Here is a 24,242-nt window from a genome sequence, read left to right as displayed (position 1 = left end):
TTTCAGCGCTGATAAGCAATGTTTAAGGGGCAATGTTATGGCACAGATTTTTCGTCCAAAAAAGCGGGCAGTAGATAAGCAAGCTATTGAAGTAAAAATACATTCACTAGACCACCAAGGTCGTGGTGTTGCTAATCATAAAGGCAAAGTGTGTTTTGTCGAGGGAGCCTTGGTAAATGAACGAGTAAAAGCGCAAGTTTTGCAGGATAAGTCTAAATTAATTGAAGCTAAAACACTTCAAGTAATTGAGCCGAGCAATGAACGTGTCACGCCGTTCTGCCGCGACAATGACATATGTGGAGGATGTCAGACACAACACTTGGCACTTTCTTCACAGCTTTTTCATAAACAACAGGCGGTTGATAAGCTTTTTCAAAAATTTGCACAATATGATGTAGAATGTTGGCAACCCGCGATTGAAAGTAAACCTAAGTATTACAGACGCAGTGCACGTATTGCGTGTTTCTATGATAAAGGGAATAAGCTTCTGAAATTAGGCTTTCGTGGTTTTAAGAGTAAAAAAATCGTTGAAGTAAAAAACTGTCAGGTTCTAACCGGCCATTTTGATAATATCTTTGAAGACTTGAGAGCGTTATTAAATAGCCGAGATGGGTATTGCTCTGTTAGTCATGTTCAATTATGCGATGCCGATAATGGCCAATTCGTACTGCTAAGGCATACAAAAAGTATTACGGCCCGCGATAAAGATTATCTGCAAGAGAAAAGTCACGCTTTGGGCTGGAAAATAGTATGGGATAATGGTGAAAAAGTGTCAGAGCTTAACGAACTGCCATATTATATTGCAGATGATGTGCGTTTTAATTTCACATTGGATAATTTTGTACAGGTTAATGCTGAAGTAAATGCGGCAATGTTGATGCAAGCATTGGTGTGGCTAGAGGTATCTCATAGCGATAGGGTATTAGATCTATTTTGTGGTATTGGTAATTTCTCATTATTGCTCGCAAAACGAGCAAACAGTGTCACTGGTGTTGAAGGCTCAGCTTCATCTGTTGCAATGGCTAAACAAAATGCGCAAACTAATCAAATAGAAAATGCAGAGTTCCATTGTTTTGACTTAACACAGGATATGGCGCAAGCGCCATGGTTTGACCAAAGTGCAAAGGTATTGGTGTTAGACCCTTCACGTACGGGAGCATTTGGCATATTGCAGCAAATGCCATTAACGCAATTCAATAAAGTACTTTATGTATCATGTGATCCAGTAACATTAGCCAGAGATAGCAAATTATTGCTAGATAGTGGACTTTCACTTGTGAAAGTAGGGTTGATGAATATGTTCCCACATACAGGGCATATCGAAACAATGGCGTTATTCCAAAGGAGATAGTACAGATGGTTGCCACCCGTCAATCACATCAACAGCAGCAGTCGGATGACTTTTCAACTCGACTATCGCAACTCAGTTTATCTGCAGACAAACTGGCTTATTTGCAGCGAGCACATGATTTATGTCCGGCTGAACTTGATGCTACAAGGTTACATAACGCCATTGAAATGGTGGAGATTTTGGCTGAGTTGAATTTTGATTCGGAGTCATTAGCAACCGCCTATTTAACCCCATACTTTTTAAATAAGCAAATTGACCTTGAAAACGTGCAAGCAGAATTTGGTGACAACGTGACTTTGTTGCTAAGTGGTGTAGAGCAAATGGCTACTATCAGTACATTGGCGCACCAAGGCAAAGGGAATGTGCAAATTGATAATGTGCGACGGATGTTGTTAGCCATGGTCGAAGATGTGCGTGCTGTTGTCATTAAGCTCGCAGAACAAATTTGTCATTTGCGGGCTGTTAAGAATTCAGATGAGGAAGAGCGAGTAATTGCAGCAAAAGCGACAGCTAATATTTTTGCACCTTTAGCAAACCGCTTGGGGATTGGACAGTTAAAGTGGGAACTGGAAGACCTTTCTTTTCGTTATTTACACCCAAAAACATACAAATCGATTGCAAAACAACTTGCAGATAAGCGCTTAGATCGCGAAGCGTATATGGAAAATATGGTGCATTCAGTAACAACCAAGTTAGCTGAAGCGGGAGTAAAAGCGCAAGTTTATGGCCGTCCGAAGCATATTTTTAGTATTTATAAGAAAATGTCTCAGAAAAGCTACGAATTTGATCAACTTTTTGATATTCGTGCAATGCGCGTTGTGGTTGATGAGCTTCAAGATTGTTATGCCGCGTTAGGAATTGTACATACGAACTGGCGTCATTTACCGAAAGAGTTTGATGATTATGTTGCAACGCCAAAACAAAATGGCTACCAATCAATTCATACGGTGGTTTTTGGACCAGAAGGTAAAACCATTGAAATCCAAATTCGCACAGAAGAGATGCATCAAGATGCCGAGCTAGGTGTTGCTGCACACTGGATGTATAAAGAAGGTGCGTTGCCAGGCAGAGGTTCGGGCTATGAGCAGAAAATTAGTTGGTTAAGGAAGCTACTTCAGTGGCAAGAAGAAGTGGTTGATGGCAGCGACTTAGCTGACGAACTGAAGAATCAAGTCGTTGAAGACCGGGTTTACGTTTTTACGCCAAAAGGGGATATTTTTGATTTACCTTTGGGGGCAACGCCACTGGATTTCGCGTATTACATTCACTCTAATGTTGGACACCGATGCATTGGCGCAAAGATTTTTGGTAAAATAGTGCCTTTCACACATAAACTCGTAACTGGCGATCAAATAGAGATATTAACGCAAAAAAATCCTTCGCCCAGTCGAGATTGGTTAAACCCCTCTCTTGGTTATATTCATTCTTCTCGAGCTCGCAGTAAAATACATCACTGGTTTAAGCAACAAGACCGCGATAAGAACTTGATAGCAGGAAAAGAGATATTAGACGTGCAATTGCATAAGCTGGGTTTGACGTATAAGCACTTAGAGCCGGCAATTTCACGGTTTAATTTCAAAGAGCTTGACGATTTGATGGTTGCTATTGGGGCTGGCGATGTACGCATAAATCAATTTCTTAATTACATTATTGATAAGCCTGAAGAAGAAGCGACCGTAAAAATTTCGTCTCCACGTAAACATCGAGGAGATAAAAATGGCATTGTAGTAGATGGTGTCGGTAGTTTGATGAGTCACGTGGCCAAATGTTGTCAACCAGTGCCTGGAGACGACATTGTTGGATATATTACACAAGGTCGAGGTATTGCTGTACATCGCAGTGACTGTGATTCGTTTATGCATATTTGTAAGCAAAAGCCTGAACGTGAGATTGCTGTAAGTTGGTCATCAGAAATACAAGCAGCTTATACGATAACGGTTCGAATTGAAGCAAATGATAGACAGGGCTTAATTCGAGATATTAGCTCAGTACTGGCCAACGAAAAAGTGAATGTCCTCAATATGAACGTGCAAACAGATGATGCACGTGATGTGGCGATATTTGAGATGAAAATTGAAGTATCTGATTTATCAGCAATGAATAGACTGTTAACTAAACTCCATCAAATAGAGGGCGTGTTTGACGCTAAGCGTCAACATTGAGTGAAGAAAAAATGTCCGAAAATGTAGCGACACTATTAAAAATTATGGCCACTTTACGTGATCCTAAAACTGGTTGTGATTGGGATAAAGCACAAACACTTCACTCAATTGTGCCGCATACGATTGAGGAAGCTTATGAAGTTGCAGGGGCAATAGAAACAAATGATATGCCTGCATTAAAAGGCGAGTTAGGTGACTTGTTGTTTCAGGTAGTTTTTTATGCACAATTAGCACAGGAACAAAATTTATTTGATTTTGATGATGTGGTGGATACGTTAAATGAAAAGTTAGAACGACGCCATCCTCATGTGTTTAAGCAACAAGTCACTTTGTCTGAATCAGAGCTAGAACAACAATGGCAAGACATTAAGTTACACGAACGAGCAGAACAGGCTCATAAGTCGAAAGTACTCTGGGATGATATACCTCGTATGTTGCCTGCATTGTCCCGAGCCCAAAAAATACAAAAGAGAGCTTCAGCATTGGGCTTTGATTGGCCAGACTATCATGGAGCACTTGAAAAAGTAGTCGAAGAAGTTGAAGAGGTCAGTGAAGCGTTAGAGCGTGATCCGCATTCGACGCATAGTGCGGAAGAAATTGGAGACTTGTTATTTGCGACAGTTAATGTAGCAAGACACGCGAAGCACGACCCAGAGCAAATACTCCGTCAAGCCAGCGATAAGTTTGTCGCGCGATTTGCCGATGTAGACACGGTTTTGCGCAAGCGAGGTGTAAACCTGAAAAAAGCAAGTTTGCAGGAAATGGATGACGCGTGGGAATATGTTAAAAAGCAACATAGGGACCAATGACTTTATAATTATTTAAGATTCAAGTTATATTTTAACTGGATTGATACGAGCAACTTTGCTACACTATCGCCCCGTCTTGATTCTTATTTAAATTCCATTTTTCCTGATATTCTAGGGTTCGCATGAGTACAAAATTTATCTTCGTAACGGGCGGAGTAGTTTCCTCCTTGGGTAAAGGTATTGCAGCTGCATCATTAGCCGCTATTTTAGAAGCACGTGGCTTGAATGTAACTATTCTTAAGCTGGATCCCTATATTAATGTTGACCCAGGCACAATGAGCCCGATTCAACATGGTGAGGTATTCGTAACTGAAGATGGTGCTGAAACTGACCTTGATTTAGGTCATTACGAGCGCTTTATTCGCACCAAAATGACCAGCCGTAACAACTTCACACAAGGTCGTGTATTTGAAGATGTATTACGCAAAGAGCGTAAAGGTGGTTACTTAGGCGCTACAATTCAAGTGATCCCACATATTACCAATGACATCAAACGCCGAGTATTAGAAGGCGCGGAAGGTCATGATATCGCCATTGTTGAGATTGGTGGTACGGTTGGTGACATTGAGTCGCAACCGTTTTTAGAAGCGATTCGTCAGTTGGGTACAGAACTTGGCCGTGAAAGTGTATTATTCATGCACCTAACCCTTGTGCCATTCCTTGGTGCGGCGGGTGAAGTAAAAACTAAGCCAACTCAGCATTCAGTAAAAGAATTACGTTCAATCGGTATTCAACCTGATATTCTGGTTTGTCGTTCAAATTGTAAACTGCCAGCAAATGAACGAGCGAAGATTGCGTTGTTTACGAATGTTGAAGAAAAAGCGGTTATTTCTTTGCAAGATGTTGATAGCATTTATAAGATCCCTGCATTGCTTAAATCTCAAGATTTAGACAACTTAGTGTGTCGTCGTTTCCATTTAGATGTGCCTGAAGCGGATCTTGTTGAGTGGGAACAAGTGCTGTACCAAGAATCAAATCCGACAGGCGAAGTCACGATTGGTATGGTTGGTAAGTACATTGAATTACCTGACGCATACAAATCCGTGAATGAAGCACTAAAACATGCGGGTTTGAAAAACCGAGTGACCGTGAATATAGAGTATGTTGATTCACAAAATGTTGAAAGCAAAGGTGTTGAATTATTATCGCATCTTGATGCTATTTTGGTACCGGGCGGTTTTGGTAGCCGAGGTGTTGAAGGTAAGATACTTGCTGCCAAATATGCGCGTGAAAATAAAGTACCATATTTAGGTATTTGTTTGGGTATGCAAGTTGCACTGATTGAATATGCACGAAATGTTGCTGGTCTTGAAGGTGCAAACTCCACAGAGTTTGATGCAGAATCACCACATCCAGTTGTGGGGTTAATCACGGAATGGCTAGATGCAGAAGGTAAAGTTGAAACCCGTGATGAAGCATCGGATTTGGGTGGCACAATGCGTCTTGGTTCTCAGAAGTGTCATGTGAAAGACAACTCAAAAGTATTCGAAGCTTATGGTAGCAACGAGATCTTCGAGCGTCATCGTCATCGTTATGAAGTAAATAACAACTATGTTGAGCGCCTTGAGCAAGCTGGTTTGCAGTTTACTGGTTTGTCAGAAGACAAGAAGCTAGTGGAGATCATTGAAAATAAAGATCACCCTTGGTTTGTAGCCGCGCAGTTCCACCCGGAGTTTACTTCAACGCCGCGAGATGGACATCCATTATTTGAAGGCTTTGTTGCAGCTGCACATCGCTTCCAAAAAGCAGAGTCATAATTCAGAAAAGCCGTGCAATCGCACGGCTTTTTTATTGTGTGAAAAAGTATGTATCGCAGTGAATCACTACCAGTATTTAATGCAATGCTTATTTGGTAATAACAGGATAGTAAGCACTTAACAATAAACTCACCATTTTGGGAATAAGAGGAATCAAGATGTCAAAAATCGTAAAAGTGATTGGCCGTGAAGTTATGGACTCACGCGGTAACCCAACAGTTGAAGCTGATGTTCACCTAGATACAGGTGCATGGGGGCGTGCATGTGCACCATCTGGCGCATCGACTGGCACCAGAGAAGCACTTGAGTTACGAGATGGTGATAAGTCACGCTATTTAGGTAAGGGTGTATTAACGGCCGTTAATTTCATCAATACTGACTTAGCACAAGCGTTAGAGGGTAAAGATGCCTTAGCACAACGCGATGTTGATCAAATTATGATTGACTTAGATGGCACAGAGAACAAAGAAAAATTTGGTGCAAATGCAATCCTAGCAGTGTCTTTGGCAACCGCGAAAGCTGCAGCCCAAGAAAAAGGGGTTGCATTATATGAACACATTGCCGATATCAATGGCACATCTGGTCAGTATTCAATGCCGGTACCAATGATGAATATCATTAATGGCGGTGAGCACGCTGATAATAATGTGGATATTCAAGAGTTCATGGTGCAGCCGGTTGGTGCGTCTAGTTTCCGTGAAGCATTGCGTATTGGTGCTGAGATATTCCATAGCCTTAAAAAAGTTTTGAGTGCTCGTGGCTTAAATACGGCTGTAGGTGATGAAGGCGGTTTTGCGCCAAACTTGAAGTCAAATGAAGAAGCGCTAGAAGTGATCACTGAAGCCGTTAATGCAGCTGGCTATGAAATGAATAAAGATGTAACACTGGCATTAGATTGTGCTGCATCAGAATTTTACGTTGATGGTAAGTATGACCTAAAAGGTGAAGGTAAAGTATTCGACTCAGAAGGTTTTGCAGGTTTCTTAGCTGATTTAGCGGCACGTTACCCGATTATTTCTATCGAAGATGGCTTAGACGAAAGTGATTGGACGGGTTGGAAAATCTTAACTGATAAAATTGGTGACAAAGTACAATTAGTAGGTGATGATTTATTCGTAACGAATACGAAAATTCTAACACGCGGTATTGAAGAGAAAATTGGTAACTCGATTTTGATCAAGTTCAACCAAATTGGTACATTATCAGAAACACTTGACGCTATAAAAATGGCGCAAGATGCAGGCTTTACTGCTGTGATTTCTCACCGTTCAGGTGAAACTGAAGATGCAACTATTGCAGACCTTGCTGTTGGTACTGCTGCTGGTCAAATTAAAACGGGTTCATTATGTCGTTCAGATCGTGTTGCTAAATATAATCAACTACTTCGTATTGAAGAAGCTCTAGGTGATAAAGCAACATATAAAGGTCGAAGTGAGATAAAAGGTCAGTAAATAATCCGCCTTAAAAAAGCCGCTGTATTGGCGGCTTTTTTGTAGCCAAATACCAGTAAGTACAGCTTAAAAGGAAATGTAATTATCCTTGAAAATGTTCTGTTAATATTTGTTGAGTAAATTTTGTTTTTAAATAAAACCCTCTCGGTAAAGTTTTGGTGAGTTTCCCATGCGGTCCAATGACGTCAGTTAAGGCTTTACTGTTTGCTGCCTTAGGCCTTATTTGCATAACTTCACCTAGGTGACCAGATATTTGTTCTATTTTCCCGAGTGCGATCAACTCAATTTGCTCTTCCCAATCTCTTTGTAATTGGTTAATTTGATATGTGTTGGGTTGCCATAAAAATCCAGAGCCAATTATTCTGTCAATCGGCTGTAACGCTCTTTCGGCTAAAACGGGCAACCAAAGCACATGGGCTAACTTTTTTTTAACGTTGCTATCATGAAATGTTGCGCCTGTAAGTCCAGTTAATGGAACCGTTGTTACGTAGGTGGTTTCAAGAGGCTTACCATTAAATCCAATAGGCAAAGATTTTAATTCAATTCCCAGTAGCTCGAAATCGGGAACCGGTTTTGAGCCAGCACTTGCGCCAAGTACATATTCTAATAACTGTCCTGGCCAGCCTTTTTCTTTGAGTAAATGTTCTGGTGTCTTAAATTGATACTGAGCCGCGAGCTCTCCCAAAGTAACCCCTGCTATGTCGTTTACGCGTTGCATGAGCTCATTTATTGTTGCTGGTGGGGATGGTCTTTGCACGATACTCTCTAGTTAGTGATCAAAGTAATTATGCCAACATTGTAACCTAAATATTTCAATTACATGAGTGGTTAACGCCATTGAATGTAAAGAATTCAGACAAGGTCAAGGGCTTATTGTTAGAGTAAAAAATGATGTTAAGAGCCTGTTATACAGTTCATTTCGAGGTGTGTTTTTTATGCAAATATAACTTACTTCTTGATAAAATAGGTTGTTACAATTAAATGGTTTCATCAATATAAACAAAGTACTAAATTCATAAAGGAAAAATGTGTTTATACATCTAATAAAAAGGCTCACACCACTTTCATTTATTTTTTTAGCTGCTTGCACTAACGATAGTAAATTAGGTTTTGAGTCATTTGTTGAGAAAGCGCTTACGCAGTTTTTAATCGACGAAGATGCCCAGGTGGTTTCTATTGCCATAGTTAGTGGGCAGCACAATTACCAAAACCATTTTGGCCAATTTCCAAATGGAACGAAACCCGGTCATGAAACTATATATGAAATTGCATCGATCACTAAAACATATACAGGATTACTCCTCGCTAAAGCAGTAACGGATAAAAAGGTAAAATTAGATGACGATATTAGAGCGTACTTAGGACCTGACGGTTATCAAAATCTACAATACTTAAATCAGCCAATCACTTTGCGCCATCTAGCAACACATAGAAGCGCGCTTCCTCAAGACTTTGCCTTTACTCGAGAAGATCTCAAAAATGGCAGAGCTTTTGAGCTGATATTAAATTACTCTAAATCGCAACTGTTTGAAGATCTGAGCCAATACCAACTGACTTCACGACCAGGGAGTGAATATCAATATTCAAATGTTGGTACGGAGCTCATTGGTTATACTCTTGAAAATGTATATAACAAGCCATTTTCGATGCTTGTTACAGAGTTTATTACTGAAAAATCTGGTGAGGAAGATACAAAATTTCGCATTACCAGCGACGAAATCAATAAGATCACCAAAGGGGTAGATGAGGAAGGTGAGAGCGCACCATTGCTTAGCCCATATTCTTTTTCAGAAGGAGGCTTAACATCAACTACTGACTCAATAACACGCTATATGCATTATTTACTTACCTCCAACTCTGCAGATGTCACCCTATCGCAAACGCTACTTGCAGGAAGTGCAAACACACATGGACATGCATTTTTTTGGAACACATATAAATATGATTCAAGTACGCCAATGCTTTATCACAGTGGAGGGTCAATAGGGACTTCTAGTTGGTTAGCCCTATATCCTGAACTGGGGGTGGGTATATTTCTCGTCACAAATATAGCGGCTGACAACACGCAGGATAAGTTAAATGAAATTGCCAACATAATCGTTGATAAATACACAAAAGCTGCTGAGTTAAAATAATAAGTGAGTAGATAAATCCTAGTAGTTAGCAGCCTTGCTAACTTTTAACTAGAGTTGGAAAGTTATGCTTTTCCTTGTTGTATTAAAGCATAAAGGCTGAGTTCGGTGTGTAGTATAAAGGTTCAAACTCTCCCAGCCTGCTTTCAACGTCACTTTAAAGAGTTCTGATCAGACAAAATGCGTGGTTGTTTTTTGTACTAAGTGTTTTTTGTCTAAATAAAAACCACATATTTATACAGTGTTTTTGATTAAGTTATTGATACTAAATGAAAAGAGAAGCTTTGTGACAAGAGCTAATATTGCACACAGCATTAGATTTTGGATAAATACAACTATATAAACATAATTATCCACAGAAACTGTGGAAAAGGTGGGGTAATTATATGTAAATTGTGGATTTGTTTGTATATTAGCCTTTTTCCTTCTTTTAATTTGGCAAGCTGTGGATAACATGAGTGAAAGCGTGAATAATGTTTGCTGTGTGGCATGAGTTGTGGAACAATCATTAAAAATCGACTTATAAAAGAGGCACTAAGGTGATTGATGCCGAAGGTTTTCGTGCCAATGTCGGAATTGTTATCTGTAACAATCAAGGACAGGTGTTTTGGGCACGTAGATATGGGCAGCACTCCTGGCAATTCCCCCAAGGTGGTGTTGATGAAGGTGAAACCCCTGAACAAACAATGTATCGTGAACTCAACGAAGAAGTTGGTTTGAAACCGGAAGATGTTGAGATTGTAGCAAGTTCCAAGCATTGGTTACGGTATAAACTGCCAAAGCGTTTGATCCGTAGAGACTCAAGCCCAGTTTGTATAGGTCAGAAACAAAAATGGTTTTTGCTAAAATTACGATGTAAAGATGAGGATGTTGACTTACTTCATACTCACCACCCTGAGTTCGATGATTGGCGCTGGGTTAGTTATTGGTATCCTGTCAGGCAAGTTGTATCATTTAAACGAGATGTATATAGAAGGGTGATGAAGGAGTTTGCGCCATTTGCAATGCCTTTTCATAAGAGAGAGCATAGCCACCGTGACCAGCCGTGGCGTAATAGAAAATAAATAGTGAGGCCATGTGTTAGCGACATTACGAAGTATTGTAGAATCGGTTGCACAACAGCCAACTTTAAATGATGCATTAAGTCAGTTTGTATCTTTAGTTAAAGACGCTATGAATACTGAGTGTTGCTCGATTTATTTTGCTGATTATAGTCAAGATAATTTTGTACTGATGGCAAGCGACGGGTTAAACCCTGATGCCATCGGTCATTTTGTTATTGGTTTTACGGAAGGGCTTGTTGGGCTAGTCGCACAACGTGAAGAGCCGATCAATATTGCACATGCACAATCCCATCCACGCTTTAAGCACTCCCCTGAAGTCTGCGAAGAGGGCTATAACGCATTTTTATCTGTGCCAGTTGTACACCAACGTAAAGTATTGGGTGTTATTGTGGTGCAGCAAAAGATTGCGAGGGTATTTAGTCATGATGAAGAATCATTTTTAATCACCTTATCTGCACAGTTGGCTTCTCAATTGGCTCATGCTGAAATTCAATCATCACTTGCTCAGGACGCCTTCTCTCATCAAACATCCGTGTTAAAAGGCGTACCAAGTATGCCTGGAATAGCAATTGGCGAAGCATTTGTTTTACTGCCCAAGCTAGATTTTACGAGTGTTGAATCACAAAAAGTAAATAATGTAGAGCAGCAGCGAGCGCTTTTCTTACAAGCTGTTACAGCAACAAGGCAAGAGTTTAAAGTATTGGCTAATACTTTGAGTGATAGTATTCCAAAAGAAGCATTGGCTGTATTTGAGGTATATCAGCAGTTGCTTGATGCTCAAAGTTTAGGTTTACAAGTCGAGCAGCAGTTAGTTGATGGTTGGTGCGCAAAAAGTGCATTAAAGCATGTAATAGACTCGCTAGTATCACAATTTAATGCGATGCAAGACCCTTATATCAAAGAGCGTGCGATTGACGTGAAAGATATTGGGCTTCGAGTCTTACATCATTTGATGGCGACTGAGCAGACTGTAAAAGTTTATCCTGAAAATACCATATTGGTTACTCATACGTTAGTACCTATGATGTTGGCCGATATCCCGAAAGAAAGGCTCAAGGGCGTAGTCAGTGTTCAAGGCGCAGCCAACTCGCATGCTTCTATTTTAACTCGTGCGATGGGTGTACCTGCCATTTGGGGCGTCGAAGATATTCCATTATTACAATTTGAAGCTAAAGATCTAATTTTAGATGCCTATGCTGGGCGGTTATATATTTCCCCATCGAATAGCCTGCGTCATGAATATGAACAGTTGAGACATCATGATAGTGCACTGCATGATAAGTTCGAAGCAGAGCACGCATTAGAACCCGAAACGTTAGATGGTGAGAAAATAAGTCTATTGTTAAATGCTGGACTCAATTTATCTACAGAGCAAGTAAGTGCTAACTATTGTGATGGTGTGGGCTTGTATCGAACTGAATCATGGTTTATGCAAAAAGGTCAGTTTCCCACTCAAAGTGAACAGGAAAAGTGGTATAGGGAAGTACTTAGTCGATATCACCCAGGCCCTGTTGTGATGAGAACATTGGATATCGGTGGTGACAAAGTTCTAGATTATTTTGATATTAAAGAAGAAAACCCGTTTCTCGGTTGGCGAGGGATCAGGGTATCGCTTGACCATCCTGAAATATTTCTCGATCAAATTAAGGCTATGATCAAAGCGAATGTTGGCCTCGGCAATTTGCGGATCATGCTGCCGATGGTAAGCCGTACAGAAGAAGTTGATGAAGCTTTACAATTGATTGAGCAAGCATATTTTGAATTGCAAGATGATTGGGCAGATCCGTTTTTGTTAATGGATAAACCTGAAATAGGCGTTATGTTGGAAGTACCTTCGAGCGTATACTTATTAAGTGATTGGGCCGATAAAGTAGACTTTTGCTCCGTTGGCAGCAATGATTTGACGCAATACTTATTGGCTGTTGATCGTAATAACTCTCAAGTTGCAGAGTTATTTGACCCTTATCACCCAAGTGTATTGAGAGTGTTGAACCATATCGCAATAACATGCCAAGAGGTTGAATTATCATTTAGTTTATGTGGGGAACTGGGCGGCGAACCTGAAGGGGCCATTTTATTGGTTGCAATGGGCTACCGCCGCTTGAGTATGAATATTTCGGCACTCAATAAGGTGAAATGGGTGTTACGCCGGTTACGGGTTGAGGATATGGAAATGCTTTTGAATGAGTGCTTGGCGCAATCTTCTGTTAAGCAAGTGCATAGGCTCTTACGTAGTTTTATGATTGAACATGATTTTAGTGAGTTGTTATACCAGTCAAAATAGCACTTTCCTTAGTGCGTCAATAGTTAGAATAGGCTACCATAGCCGCGAAAAAGCAGAAGAGAAACAATTCATGACCGAAACCCTTCTATTGATAGTTTGTTGTGCCTTGCTTGGCTGTGGTGTTGGTTTCTTGGCTGGGTTATTAGGGATTGGTGGAGGGCTTATCATTGTACCTGCTTTAAGCAGTATTTTACTATACTTTGAAGTGGTGGATTCACCTCACATCTTAGTAGTGGCAATTGCAACGTCATTGGCTTCAATTTTATTTACGTCTACTTCATCAGCGCTTGCTCATCATAAGAAAAAAAATGTGCCATGGGATATTACGCCATGGATTATGGGGGGGGTTGCATTCGGTGCGTTAGTGAGTGGTTTTATTGCAGGTTTATTGCCAGAAGCAGCGATACGAGTTATTTTCTCTGTCAGTGTGGTGTTGATAGCATTAAAAATGCTGTATAGCAGTACAAAAGTTCAGCAAAAAAAACGGCCTTTACCCAATCATCTTGTTTTAAGTGGTTTAACCGCTATGATGGGAGGGCTATCAGCAATGATTGGTATTGGAGGTGGGGCGTTGCTAGTTCCACTTTTGACTTATTTTGCTGTTGACATGAAAAAAGCGATTGGTTGTGCTTCTACAAGTGGTATTGTCATCGCGCTTTTTGGCTCTGTGGGGTATGTAACTTCGGGTAGCATTCATCACACATGGGCACAAGGTTTTGCTGGTTTTGTATATTTGCCAGCACTTTTTGGTATTGTTCTGACGTCTTGGTTTACGGCCCCTATTGGTGCTAAAGCAACGCAGTATTTACCCACTTCAATGATTAAAAAGATATTTGCAGCTTTATTACTTTTTATTGCTGTCAGTATGATAATGAACTAAAGGACGGCTATGGCTTTACAGTTTCCTGAAATAGACCCAATTATTTTTTCAATTGGACCATTGAGCGTACGTTGGTATGGCGTAATGTACTTAATTGGTTTTACATTTGCTATGTGGCTAGCGAATCGGCAAGCAGAGAAGCCAAACTCTGGATGGACGAAAGAGCAAGTGAGTGACATGCTGTTTTATGGTATGTTGGGGGTTATACTTGGAGGCCGGATTGGCTATGTATTATTTTATCAATTCTCCCATTTTTTAGAAAACCCGCTATACCTATTAAGAATTGATCAAGGTGGTATGTCTTTTCATGGTGGGGCTTTAGGCGTTATTGCGGCGATTGTTATTTTTGCTATTCGTACTAATAAGTCGATTCTCTGTGTGGGAGATTTTGTTGTGCCATTGGTCCCAGTCGGGTTATTAGCCGGGCGAATTGGTAATTTTATCAATGGCGAGCTCTGGGGGCGAACTACAGATGTTCCTTGGGCTTTTGTATTTCCTACTGGTGGACCTTTGCCAAGGCACCCTTCACAGTTATATGAAGCATTATTTGAAGGGTTAGTTTTATTTATTATGCTGATTTGGTTTGCAAAGCGACCAAGACCAGCGGGCAGTGTTGCTGGTTTATTTTTGTTAGGCTACGGTATATTTAGGTTTTGTATTGAATACTTCAGAGAACCAGATGCACATATTGGATTGTATGGTGGTGTGATATCACAAGGGCAGATTTTATCATTGCCAATGGTTATTGCCGGTGCAGTACTCATGGCTTGGGCGTATAAGAGGCAGTCTTTAGAACAGTCGCAATCAAATAGTTAAATTAAGTTAAGTTATGAAGCAATATTTAGAGTTAATGCGCCATGTAAAAGAGCAGGGCACAAAAAAAGAAGACCGAACTGGTACAGGGACCGTTAGTGTTTTTGGATACCAAATGCGCTTTAATTTGCAGGAAGGTTTCCCTTTAGTTACGACTAAAAAATGCCATATGCGCTCAATTATTCACGAATTGTTATGGTTTTTAAAGGGCGAAACTAACATTGCCTATTTAAAAGAGAATGGCGTGAGTATTTGGGATGGCTGGGCAACTAATGATGGTGAGTTAGGGCCTGTGTACGGTAAGCAGTGGCGCTCATGGAGTGGTCCCAATGGTGAAGTTGTAGATCAAATTCAAGATGTTATTGAACAAATTCAAAACAACCCAGACTCGCGCAGACTTATAGTGAGCGCTTGGAATCCTGCATTATTGCCGGATACAAATTATTCGCCAAAAGAAAATGCGCAAATGGGAAAGCAAGCACTCCCTCCGTGTCATACTTTATTTCAGTTTTATGTATTAGATGGGAAGCTTTCTTGTCAGCTTTATCAGCGAAGTGCCGATATTTTCTTAGGTGTACCATTTAACATTGCAAGTTATGCATTATTAACGATGATGATTGCTCAAGTATGCGATTTACAGCCTGGAGATTTTATTCATACGTTCGGTGATGCGCATTTATACTCTAATCATATGGAGCAAGTGGACGAACAATTATCTAGAGTTCCGTATGCAAAACCCACAATGAAAATTAACACAGAAGTAAAAGATATTTTTGCTTTTAAATATGAAGATTTTGAACTGGAGAACTACCAGGCTCACCCACATATTAAAGCACCTGTGGCTATTTAGGAGAGAAAATGAAAGCCGTTATTCCTGTTGCGGGACTTGGTACTCGCATGTTGCCAGCAACGAAAGCAATCCCAAAAGAAATGCTACCCATTGTTGATAGGCCGCTTATTCAATATGTTGTTAGTGAAGCGGTGTCCGCTGGCATTAAAGAGATTGTACTTGTTACTCACTCTAGTAAAAACTCGATTGAGAATCACTTTGATACGAGTTTTGAACTTGAAGCAACATTAGAGAAACGAGTTAAGCGACAGTTGCTCGCCGAAATACAGTTAATATGCCCGAAAGATGTAACAATTATTCACGTAAGACAAGGTGAGGCTAAAGGGCTAGGGCACGCCATTAACTGTGCAGCCCCGATTATTGGAGACTCCCCTTTTGTGGTGATGTTACCAGATGTGCTTATAGACGATGCGTCGAGTGATTTAACGAAGGATAACTTAGCAGAAATGCTGAGTCGATTTAAAGAAACAGGGAAAAGCCAGATAATGGTAGAGCCTGTCGCGCATGAGAATGTTGATAAGTTTGGCATCGCAGATATTGGCGATGTTGTACTTGATGCGGGCGCTAGTTGTGACTTAAATCTATTAGTAGAAAAGCCAAGCATTGAAGATGCTCCTTCAAATTTGGCTGTGGTGGGTCGATATGTACTGAGTAAAAATATTTGGCCTCTGTTAGCAAAAACTCCACTGGGTGCAGGTGATGAAATACAGTTAACAGACGCAATTGCTATGCTTATGAATGAAGATGCTGTGCAAGCGTACGCAATAAAAGGGAGAAGCCATGACTGTGGAAGTAAGTTAGGGTATTTACAAGCTAATATAGAATATGCTTTACGTAGAAGTGAGTTTGCTAGTGACTTAAAAGAACACATTAAGTCACTTTTATAATCGATTTTTTGAATTAACCTACATGTCTAATTAGGCGACCATTATGTTTAATCAAAACTGACGTATGGTCGCTCTATTCCTTCTCATAAATATACAAGTATGAGTTACATAAAGACTCTTACTTCTCTAATTACCTAATACAGAAACCACAAGGTTAGTAACAATTCTTTTTTGTGAAGTGACTTGTTGCGGCAAGGCTTTGCCATGCATACATGGGTTAAAGTATATCGGGTAAATACGCACATGGGTCTGCTGAGGATATTTTTTTATTATGGGTTTGTATCGCTGTTGCGAAGCCTCGATAAATGAGTCAGTTTTTAGAAACTAAAATCATGCAGCGTTTGTAATGGTTATTTAAGTTAATAGGTACTCAATTTGGGCTGTGAAATCACAAAAAATACATTACACGCAAGAAGGTAGGTAAGTGATAGAAATATTCATTGCTTTTTTGTAGAACGAGCAAGCAGTGTTGAATGAGTAACGAAACAGCAATATTGTATTGTAATGACAGGCCTAAGATACGTCATGAGTGCGTGTAACCAAATTTAGGTATGCTTTTTGCATTTGATAAGCAAATGATATTAGGACACGCACAATGCAATATTTACTCGTAATACTGATAGCGCTATTGGGCGGGTGTCAACTCGTTGAAGAACCTGCACCTAAGCATGTGGCATATATTGCGCCTGCAAAAAGCATGGCACCTTATACGGTGCATGAGTATGTCAGTAGTTTGACTGTGCAATTAAGCAATATAACAGGTATGCGTAAGAATAACGCACGTATCGCTATTACAAGCTTTTTTAAAGCTGACGCGTTAAGTAGTGGGCTCGCAAATCAGCAAGTTGTAGGCCTTAGTCAGCAGATTCAAGAAAGCCTACTCACCCAGTTTACTCAACTTGGTTATCATACTATAGAGCACCGACTTGACACACAAATGACTCTTATGAGTAACGCAGAAAGCATTTTGAGCCGAAATGCAGAGTCATTACGATTGCGCCAAAATATTGACTTTATCGTCACTGGAACACTGACACAGCAACAGCATGCTTACATAGTTAATGCTAGGCTGATAAATATGCAAGATGGACGTATTGTTTCAGCAGCTACAGCTGAGATACCGATAAATACGATGTGGACGGATGAAAAGGTCCAACAACGAAATGGTTTAATTTACCGAACTGAATACTAACGAGGAATCATCATGAAATTTCTATTTGTCGCGTCAATTTTTCTATGTACAGCTGGTTGCTCGATGTTTAATGCAAAAATGACGAGTAGCCAAGCTGAAGATACAATCGCAAATGATTCTCGAACTGTGGCAGCTCCAATGGCGAGTGCGCATTTATTTCAATCCAAAAAGGCGGTGCCCAATACTGCTTCTCAAATGACCTCTATTAGTCGGAAAAATATAAACCACTATGTCCGAGGTATGATGCAAGATATGGCTGAAAATTTGCAGTATGTTAATCAAAAGACCCCATTGGCAGTATCGAGCTTTGTTTTTCTAGATGATGAATATGATGATTCATCATTATTAGGCAATCAACTATCGGAAAGCTTTATGCATGAGCTACATCACTTTGGCGTTTCTGTGATCGACTTCAAAACGACAGACTATATGCGAGTGACACCTCAAGGAGACTTTGTATTCAGCCGTGATTATTTGGAATTAAATGAGGATCAAAACTTTCAGTATGTGTTGGCGGGTACTTTGGTAAATCATCAAGGGGGAGTACTTGTTAATGCTCGAATTATTGGATTAATGAGTAAAGCGGTAGTTGGCTCTGCTCAAGGGTTTATTCCGCAAACGGTTGTGGATGCATTAGGCAGCAGTTATCGAACAGATGGGATTATGATGAAGAAAGCGGATCGGTGAGGTAATTATGTTATTAATAAGTATTAGAGGCTTAGCTATTGGCTGTATTCTGTTGGTGTTTTCTGGATGTACGATGACAGAATGGTATGCAATTAAACAGCCCGTTAGCTACAAAGAACCAAGTACTATGAATGATAAACTAGAGGCAGGAGAAGCTGAAGTACTGAACTCAACGACCGTATATTATCCACAAAGTCACCATGTGAAACTAGAAAGTTATGTAGAGCAAATGGCGTTAGACTTGGTCGATACGATGGTGTCAGAGCAAGCAATTAATATTGCAGTTGCGTCTTTTGTAAATTTAGATCGTTCTTTGCAGGTCAGTACTCAGTTAGGTAATCAGCTTTCAGAAACTTTTATTCATCAATTGCAAAAGTTTGGGTACGGTGTCGTTGATTTTAAAACGACCAACCAAGTCGCTGTTACGGGGTATGGTGATTTTGTTTTTTCGCGTGATATAAAGCAACTAACAGGTGATAGAATTGCAAGTCATGTATTATCAGGCACCTTGCTGTACAGAGTGAATGGGGTAGAAGTGAATGCGCGTGTGATTGATATTGAGTCGAAGCGTGTTATTGCCAGCAGCACTAAGTTAGTACCAACTTATGTAATTCACGGCTCATCGATAGAGTCTTAAACCGCTGAGGATATGAAGGTTACACTTTTTCTTTAAAAGGTTTACAGATACTGGAATTTAAATGATAATCATTTTCATTTTGGTTGGATTTACTGTTGCTACACTTTATTTTAACTTTTATTTATGGTTTTTTCTTATGCCTATCTGCTGGTGCCTCAGCTAATATCGGTAAGGCTCAAGATCCAAAATTACTGTCTGTTTCAAATAACCCTGAACGTATTGAAGTCGTTGGGGTGCGTAAGCGCCTCTATGAAAAAGGGCTATTAAAAGACAGCATAGTCAAAACAGAACTCATTTCAGAACAGCAAATTAAAGCAACTCAGGCCGCAAATTTAAGCGAGGCCATTTCCAACTCTATAGGGATTAGAGTTTCTAATGAATGTTCAATGTGCGGTGCAAAGCGGGTGATGATAAATGGTCTTAAAGGTGAACATACAAATGTTTTAGTCGATGGTATTCCACTTCACACAATGTTGTCTGGGTTTTATGGGCTAGATGCAGTTGCAATGTCAGGTATTGGAAAAATCGAAGTTGCAAGAGGGGCTGGTGCTTCTCTCATTGCACCAGAGGCGATAGGTGGAACTATAAACTTAGTCACTCAAACACCGACTGAAAGTGGCGGTGAGCTTGATGCTTCTTTAGGGAATTTAGGGTATCGAAAGTTTGCCTTCATGGGGTCCGTGGTGCCAAAAGAACATGGTATCAGTACCAGTATGATTGTTCAATTAGATGAACGTAAGCAGTATGATGGAGATAATAATGGCGTGAGCGAAAGTCCGCAGTTAGAAAATCAATCATTTACGACATTACTATCATATGACTTTGATCGGGATACTGATATTCGAATTCGCTTTAATCATACTAAGTCAGAGGTATTTGGTGGTCCTATTTTAGGGGATGATTCAGGTACTATAAAAGATGTGCTAGCGAGTGTGTCATTAGGAGAAGCTCCTGCATTATTTGCTCAAGGACATGTCAATGACCGCTATATAGGGCATCCGTGGGAGACGGCTGAGTGGGTAAAAACACAAAGAAATGAAGTACTAGGGTCAGTATTAAGAGAGTTTGGATCGTCTTTTAATGGAATATTGAGTGTAGCCCGTGTTAATCATAAACAAGTATCATTTTATGAGGGGGTTGATTATGATGCGAAAGATAATATGGATTATGTCGACCTAAGGCTAAATTGGGATTTTAATTCAGACCACTTAATGACATTTGGCGTAGATTATCGGAATGAGCAAATGCGCTCTCACTCTCGTGCACTTGCAACACTGAATAACTATGTATCGGATAGTTTTGATTATTTGGTGCAAGGTATCTATTTACAAGATTCATGGACGGTAAATACGTGGTTAGAAGTATCGACAGCCATGCGATTAGATCATGTCAAAGCTGATTTTGTTGACCCGATGAAAGTGGGAATCGAGATAGATAAAACATTACTCTCTCCAAGAGTTGATAGTAGGGTTTTTCACTCGGAGGAGTTGACGTCACGCTTGTCTATTGGACAAGGTTACCGTGCGCCTTTGTCATTTTTTGAAAGTGATCATGGAATTCTAGATGCGCAAAAAGGGTACCTAATTGATGTGTCTCAACTTGAACGGTCTAAAAGTATCAGTTATTCGCTTAACTTTGAGAACGAAACATGGATAAACACCGCATCTATTGCATATACACAAGTAAAAGGGTTAGCTAGTTTAGAGAGTAATGATGCCGGCATACCGGTTTTGAGCCAATTAATTCAAACGGCTAGTGTGTTAGCTATAGACTTTGCGCTTTCGTATCAACTAAATAAAATGTTCAATATTGCTCTATCAGCAGAAGCATATAAATACAATGATCCCTTTAGGGCATCTTTTGCAATTGCCCCCATAGAAAAGCGGGGAACCGTTTCTTTTAATTGGCAGTATATCCATCATACCTTAGATCTGACTTTAGTTTATGTAACCAGTCGTAACCTTAAAGATTATAATTACTTTGGATATAATGATGTTAAAAACAAAAAACTAAAACCAACGGATGTACCAGCATTTTCGACCGTTGATTTCAAATATCAATTTAATTGGACGCGTGAGCTTACCTTATATATTGGTGCCAATAATGTACTGAATTATAGCCAAGCCCGTACAGGGAGTTCCCCGTTATTATTTGATGCCGAAGGTGGATATGACGTGACATATATTTACGCTCCTATGCGAGGAAGAATGGTATATGCTGGATTTGATTGGGATTTCTAAATTAGTCAGAAGCGTTCTATGTGTTTTGATATTGATGATAAGCGGGGCTGGATATGGGTATGTTGAGCAGCTTACCAGGCGGTTGGATGATGGAAGTGATAGCTCTTTGTACAACTTGCATGGACCAGGATTAACTCTGAGCTTTTTCACACCAGAATGTACTTGGTGTAAAAAACAGCATCGTGTGTTAACCGAACTTGCAGTGATTTGTCGAGAGCTTAACCCTGTAATGGTAGGAATTAATGGGAATAAGGTAGGCTACAAACAAACTTTGCGACGTATGTCTAACACACTTCCTGCGATCGTAGCCCCTCAGGGGCTGGTTGCTGCATTGCCTAATTTATCTGTTCCCCGTGTTATTGTGATTGACTCAAAATGGCAGGTTGTTACCCACTTAGTTGGCTTTTCAGACGCTGAGATGCTGCTGGATATTTTACAGCAGAATAACATGTGTTCGTGATAAAAACAGGAATGAAATCATGGGATATACGAGGGGCTGTTGATCTTTTTGGTTCATTTTTTCAGCAGTATGACTAAATTTAATACAGGGTGGAGGCTGCGTAGCATAGTTATTCCATGTGAGTCTGCCGATAACATAGTAGAGAAGCCACTCAAGCACTGCTTACCGGCTCTTTTGAGTACTCCGTGTCTCTTTGTTGCTTAATATTCGCTTAGATTACTAGGCCACATATTAAGTGCCGCGATAAAAGCATGCTCAAAGAGAACAAAAATAGAACAGCAAAGATCAACAGCCCCTAATGTTCTATCAAAATTTTACGGTAAGATATTCAATTTTAATTGGAAATTGTTATACTTAAGATGTTTTAGGAGTCCCCGTAGTTTAATGGATAAAACAAGAACCTCCTAAGTTTTAGATGCAAGTTCGATTCTTGCCGGGGACGCCAGTATGTTATTTCTTTAAATATAATTCTAAATCATCAGACCCACCAATGTGTTCGCCAGCAATGAACACTTGAGGAACGGTATCTCTGCCACTCATTGCTTTGAGGCTGGTAGAGGTTATGCCTTGGCCAAGAGTGATCTCTTCAAAATTAAAGTCATGTTCTTTTAGCAAACGTTTCGCTTTTTCGCAAAAAGGACAGCCAGGCTTAGTAAATAAACTAATAGCTTGGGGCTTAATTTGACTCGGATTTATGTAATCCAACATGGTGTCTGCATCAGAGACCTCGAATGGGTCGCCAGGTACATCTGGTTCAATGAACATTTTTTCAATTACACCATCTTTGACAAGCATGGAATAACGCCAGCTTCGTTTACCAAAGCCTAAGTCATTCTTGTCAACAAGCATGCCCATTCCATCCGTAAACTCACCGTTTCCATCGGGAAGTAAGCGAATTTTATCCGCTTCTTGGTGTTGTGCCCATGCATTCATAACAAATGTATCATTGACAGATAGACATACTATTTCATCAACGCCATTTTTAGCGAAGGTACTGGCAAGTTCATTGTAACGTGGTAAATGTGTAGATGAGCACGTAGGGGTGAAAGCCCCTGGAAGCGAAAAAACGACCACGGTTTTATTTTTAAAAATTTCTTCACTCGTGATCTTTTGCCATTGTTCATTGTTACGAGTTGAAAAAGTGACCTGTGGTATTTTTTTGCCTTCGATATTCTCTAACATAGTACGCTCCTTAAATTTGATGTTGTCAGTATGGCAACATCTTACTTCTCAGTAAAATAGATTGAATGAATTAATGCAATCTGTTTTTTTGATAAGCATTTAACACTCAGAGTTTAGACTAGTTGAGGGAAAAGGTGTCATCTTCTTTGATAATCACTTTGACAATGTCGTTCAGCTGGATATTACTTAGTGGTCTCATATTTACGTTAGTCGTAATTGCTGTTTGGTCGTTAACCTGAAGCACCTTCAACTGATCTATTGTTTGTCTGTGGTTATTGAGTATCATCCCTTGTTGGGTTGTGAAATTGTTTTTTTGCATAATAGCAAGAGTTTGCCCAGGCTTAATGCCATGAACTCGACCTAAATTGATAGCTAAACGTTCACCATCAATATGTAGTATTTTCCCTTTAGTTGGCATACAGCCAATCGCGCTATTCAAGTCTTGGGAAACCTTATTAAAAATGCTTTGTATTTGGTCACCGTAATTTGATTGCCAGAATTCATCACTATATACATCAATAAGAGTTGTTTTTTCGAATGGCCAGATCCCCTGAACAGCATAGTGTTTTTGCCATAGTCTGTCTCGGGTCATCGCGTCATAAAGCGCAAAATCTACCTTAAAGCTACGTACATATTGGTCATCTTCCCAAAACGCATAGTCATTGTTTAGCTTTTTACCTTGCGCAATATCGGTGATTTGACTAAATAGTACATATTGACTGTTGCTATTGTTACTTAAGGTTTCGATAAGTGCTGGGTCGTAGTCAAACCTTTGAGAAAAAAAAGGGCGAACATTTATAGCGCTGTTGATATATGGCACAGCTTTAATTGCTGTAGCACGTTCCATCATTGTGTTGTACAGTCTTTGGGAGCTTGCCTTTGCGATGTCAAATATTTGACCAAGACGAGCTTGATGTGGTTGTATAAGTTGGCTCTGGGTGACGGTAACTTGCTTATTAAATTGTTGATGGGTGCAATGTTCTTGGGTTGCATATATATCTAAATGTAAAGTCACCATGTAATCGTTATTATTTTGTTCTTCACTGATCAAAGTGGCTTGTTGTATTTCTGCATGTGCTTTGACTTTCAATTGATCTTGGCTTAGCAAGCCATCAGCAACCGTTTGTACGCTGGATACTGTTGCGCCGGAAAAAATTAATGCTTGTGTAATCGCATCTTGAACTGCGCTTTTTCGAGCATCGGCAACGTTGCTATCTAATATATTTGCATAGCCTGTTACTTCGTACCACTCAGCTTTTGCCGCCATACTATATAATAATATACTCAAAAAAATGGTTAACTGATTCATGATTGATCTCCATTAGAACGCTTATAAATTAATACAGCAATAGATATGCCATATTTATTGGCAAGAAATGTGCATTAAGAATTAGTAACTAAGTT

At 39.9% G+C, this 24,242-nt stretch carries 20 protein-coding genes and 1 tRNA gene; 18 read left to right on the top strand and 3 right to left on the bottom strand.

The genetic code is table 11. The features are described 5' to 3' along the window. The first annotated feature begins 37 nt into the window (after positions 1-37). From rlmD to eno, 5 genes are all read left to right on the top strand, one after another. On the top strand, positions 38-1,351 hold the full coding sequence (gene rlmD, locus J8L97_RS01080; protein ID WP_211047575.1) for a 23S rRNA (uracil(1939)-C(5))-methyltransferase RlmD: 1,314 nt from the start codon (positions 38-40) through the stop codon (positions 1,349-1,351). A 5-nt stretch (positions 1,352-1,356) separates the two neighbouring features. Further along, a complete protein-coding gene (gene relA / locus J8L97_RS01075) occupies positions 1,357-3,513 on the top strand; it encodes a GTP diphosphokinase (protein ID WP_192506783.1) in 2,157 nt (718 codons plus the stop codon). An 11-nt stretch (positions 3,514-3,524) separates the two neighbouring features. Next, positions 3,525-4,322, top strand: coding sequence for a nucleoside triphosphate pyrophosphohydrolase (gene mazG, locus J8L97_RS01070; RefSeq protein ID WP_211047574.1), 798 nt, complete (start codon positions 3,525-3,527; stop codon positions 4,320-4,322). Positions 4,323-4,444: 122 nt separating this feature from the next. Continuing rightward, positions 4,445-6,079: a CTP synthase gene (locus J8L97_RS01065; protein ID WP_211047573.1), complete on the top strand. Its 1,635-nt coding sequence runs from the start codon at positions 4,445-4,447 to the stop codon at positions 6,077-6,079. 158 nt (positions 6,080-6,237) lie between these two features. After that, the gene (gene eno, locus J8L97_RS01060) at positions 6,238-7,530 is read left to right on the top strand and encodes a phosphopyruvate hydratase (protein ID WP_192506786.1); all 1,293 of its coding nucleotides are present in this window, start codon (positions 6,238-6,240) and stop codon (positions 7,528-7,530) included. Between the two features lie 82 nt (positions 7,531-7,612). On the opposite strand, the gene mutH is transcribed toward eno, so the two are convergent. Then, a complete protein-coding gene (mutH, locus tag J8L97_RS01055; protein ID WP_211047572.1) occupies positions 7,613-8,287 on the bottom strand; it encodes a DNA mismatch repair endonuclease MutH in 675 nt (224 codons plus the stop codon). A 271-nt stretch (positions 8,288-8,558) separates the two neighbouring features. Between mutH and J8L97_RS01050 the strand changes: the two genes are divergently transcribed. The 13 genes from J8L97_RS01050 (at position 8,559) to J8L97_RS00990 (ending at position 22,101) form a co-directional block, all read left to right on the top strand. Next, complete coding sequence (locus J8L97_RS01050) at positions 8,559-9,665, top strand: serine hydrolase (protein WP_211047571.1); 1,107 nt, start codon at positions 8,559-8,561, stop codon at positions 9,663-9,665. Positions 9,666-10,201: 536 nt separating this feature from the next. Beyond that, positions 10,202-10,726: an RNA pyrophosphohydrolase gene (rppH, locus tag J8L97_RS01045; protein ID WP_192506789.1), complete on the top strand. Its 525-nt coding sequence runs from the start codon at positions 10,202-10,204 to the stop codon at positions 10,724-10,726. Between the two features lie 13 nt (positions 10,727-10,739). Beyond that, the gene (gene ptsP, locus J8L97_RS01040) at positions 10,740-13,010 is read left to right on the top strand and encodes a phosphoenolpyruvate--protein phosphotransferase (RefSeq protein WP_211047570.1); all 2,271 of its coding nucleotides are present in this window, start codon (positions 10,740-10,742) and stop codon (positions 13,008-13,010) included. Positions 13,011-13,080: 70 nt separating this feature from the next. Continuing rightward, a complete protein-coding gene (locus J8L97_RS01035; protein WP_211047569.1) occupies positions 13,081-13,890 on the top strand; it encodes a sulfite exporter TauE/SafE family protein in 810 nt (269 codons plus the stop codon). A gap of 9 nt (positions 13,891-13,899) precedes the next feature. After that, entirely contained in the window at positions 13,900-14,706 is an 807-nt protein-coding gene (gene lgt, locus J8L97_RS01030; protein WP_211047568.1) for a prolipoprotein diacylglyceryl transferase, read from the top strand. A gap of 13 nt (positions 14,707-14,719) precedes the next feature. After that, complete coding sequence (locus tag J8L97_RS01025; protein ID WP_211047567.1) at positions 14,720-15,553, top strand: thymidylate synthase; 834 nt, start codon at positions 14,720-14,722, stop codon at positions 15,551-15,553. Positions 15,554-15,561: 8 nt separating this feature from the next. Next, the gene (gene galU, locus J8L97_RS01020; RefSeq protein WP_211047566.1) at positions 15,562-16,440 is read left to right on the top strand and encodes a UTP--glucose-1-phosphate uridylyltransferase GalU; all 879 of its coding nucleotides are present in this window, start codon (positions 15,562-15,564) and stop codon (positions 16,438-16,440) included. 595 nt (positions 16,441-17,035) lie between these two features. Beyond that, the gene (locus J8L97_RS01015; protein WP_211047565.1) at positions 17,036-17,632 is read left to right on the top strand and encodes a FlgO family outer membrane protein; all 597 of its coding nucleotides are present in this window, start codon (positions 17,036-17,038) and stop codon (positions 17,630-17,632) included. A 12-nt stretch (positions 17,633-17,644) separates the two neighbouring features. Then, complete coding sequence (locus tag J8L97_RS01010; RefSeq protein WP_404821675.1) at positions 17,645-18,319, top strand: FlgO family outer membrane protein; 675 nt, start codon at positions 17,645-17,647, stop codon at positions 18,317-18,319. Positions 18,320-18,326: 7 nt separating this feature from the next. Beyond that, the gene (locus J8L97_RS01005; RefSeq protein ID WP_211047564.1) at positions 18,327-18,956 is read left to right on the top strand and encodes a FlgO family outer membrane protein; all 630 of its coding nucleotides are present in this window, start codon (positions 18,327-18,329) and stop codon (positions 18,954-18,956) included. Positions 18,957-19,051: 95 nt separating this feature from the next. Continuing rightward, positions 19,052-21,196, top strand: a complete 2,145-nt coding sequence (locus J8L97_RS01000; RefSeq protein ID WP_211047563.1) for a TonB-dependent siderophore receptor — start codon at positions 19,052-19,054, stop codon at positions 21,194-21,196. After that, positions 21,171-21,656, top strand: a complete 486-nt coding sequence (locus J8L97_RS00995; RefSeq protein WP_211047562.1) for a hypothetical protein — start codon at positions 21,171-21,173, stop codon at positions 21,654-21,656. The genes J8L97_RS01000 and J8L97_RS00995 overlap by 26 nt, the downstream gene beginning before the upstream one ends. 370 nt (positions 21,657-22,026) lie before the next feature. Next, positions 22,027-22,101: transfer RNA gene (locus J8L97_RS00990), tRNA-Arg, on the top strand. Positions 22,102-22,106: 5 nt separating this feature from the next. Here J8L97_RS00990 and J8L97_RS00985 read toward each other — a convergent pair. After that, positions 22,107-22,838 carry a glutathione peroxidase gene (locus tag J8L97_RS00985; protein WP_192506799.1) on the bottom strand — a complete coding sequence of 244 codons (732 nt, stop codon included), beginning with the start codon at positions 22,836-22,838 and terminating at the stop codon, positions 22,107-22,109. Positions 22,839-22,956: 118 nt separating this feature from the next. Beyond that, the gene (locus J8L97_RS00980) at positions 22,957-24,147 is read right to left on the bottom strand and encodes a flagella assembly protein FlgT (protein WP_211047561.1); all 1,191 of its coding nucleotides are present in this window, start codon (positions 24,145-24,147) and stop codon (positions 22,957-22,959) included. Between the last annotated feature and the right edge of the window lie 95 nt (positions 24,148-24,242).

The organism is Pseudoalteromonas sp. MMG012, from assembly GCF_018100875.1.
Lineage (GTDB): Bacteria > Pseudomonadota > Gammaproteobacteria > Enterobacterales > Alteromonadaceae > Pseudoalteromonas > Pseudoalteromonas aurantia.
The sequence above is the reverse complement of the archived record's forward strand: the minus strand, read 5'-3'. Positions and strand labels throughout refer to the sequence as shown.

Coding starts and splice junctions, on each gene's coding strand:
- rlmD (WP_211047575.1), top strand. CDS start 38: ATGGCACAGATTTTTCGTCCAAAAAAGCGGGCAGTAGATAAGCAAGCT.
- relA (WP_192506783.1), top strand. CDS start 1,357: ATGGTTGCCACCCGTCAATCACATCAACAGCAGCAGTCGGATGACTTT.
- mazG (WP_211047574.1), top strand. CDS start 3,525: ATGTCCGAAAATGTAGCGACACTATTAAAAATTATGGCCACTTTACGT.
- J8L97_RS01065 (WP_211047573.1), top strand. CDS start 4,445: ATGAGTACAAAATTTATCTTCGTAACGGGCGGAGTAGTTTCCTCCTTG.
- eno (WP_192506786.1), top strand. CDS start 6,238: ATGTCAAAAATCGTAAAAGTGATTGGCCGTGAAGTTATGGACTCACGC.
- J8L97_RS01035 (WP_211047569.1), top strand. CDS start 13,081: ATGACCGAAACCCTTCTATTGATAGTTTGTTGTGCCTTGCTTGGCTGT.
- lgt (WP_211047568.1), top strand. CDS start 13,900: ATGGCTTTACAGTTTCCTGAAATAGACCCAATTATTTTTTCAATTGGA.
- J8L97_RS01025 (WP_211047567.1), top strand. CDS start 14,720: ATGAAGCAATATTTAGAGTTAATGCGCCATGTAAAAGAGCAGGGCACA.
- galU (WP_211047566.1), top strand. CDS start 15,562: ATGAAAGCCGTTATTCCTGTTGCGGGACTTGGTACTCGCATGTTGCCA.
- J8L97_RS01015 (WP_211047565.1), top strand. CDS start 17,036: ATGCAATATTTACTCGTAATACTGATAGCGCTATTGGGCGGGTGTCAA.
- J8L97_RS01010 (WP_404821675.1), top strand. CDS start 17,645: ATGAAATTTCTATTTGTCGCGTCAATTTTTCTATGTACAGCTGGTTGC.
- J8L97_RS01005 (WP_211047564.1), top strand. CDS start 18,327: ATGTTATTAATAAGTATTAGAGGCTTAGCTATTGGCTGTATTCTGTTG.
- J8L97_RS00995 (WP_211047562.1), top strand. CDS start 21,171: ATGCTGGATTTGATTGGGATTTCTAAATTAGTCAGAAGCGTTCTATGT.
- J8L97_RS00985 (WP_192506799.1), bottom strand. CDS start 22,838: ATGTTAGAGAATATCGAAGGCAAAAAAATACCACAGGTCACTTTTTCA.
- J8L97_RS00980 (WP_211047561.1), bottom strand. CDS start 24,147: ATGAATCAGTTAACCATTTTTTTGAGTATATTATTATATAGTATGGCG.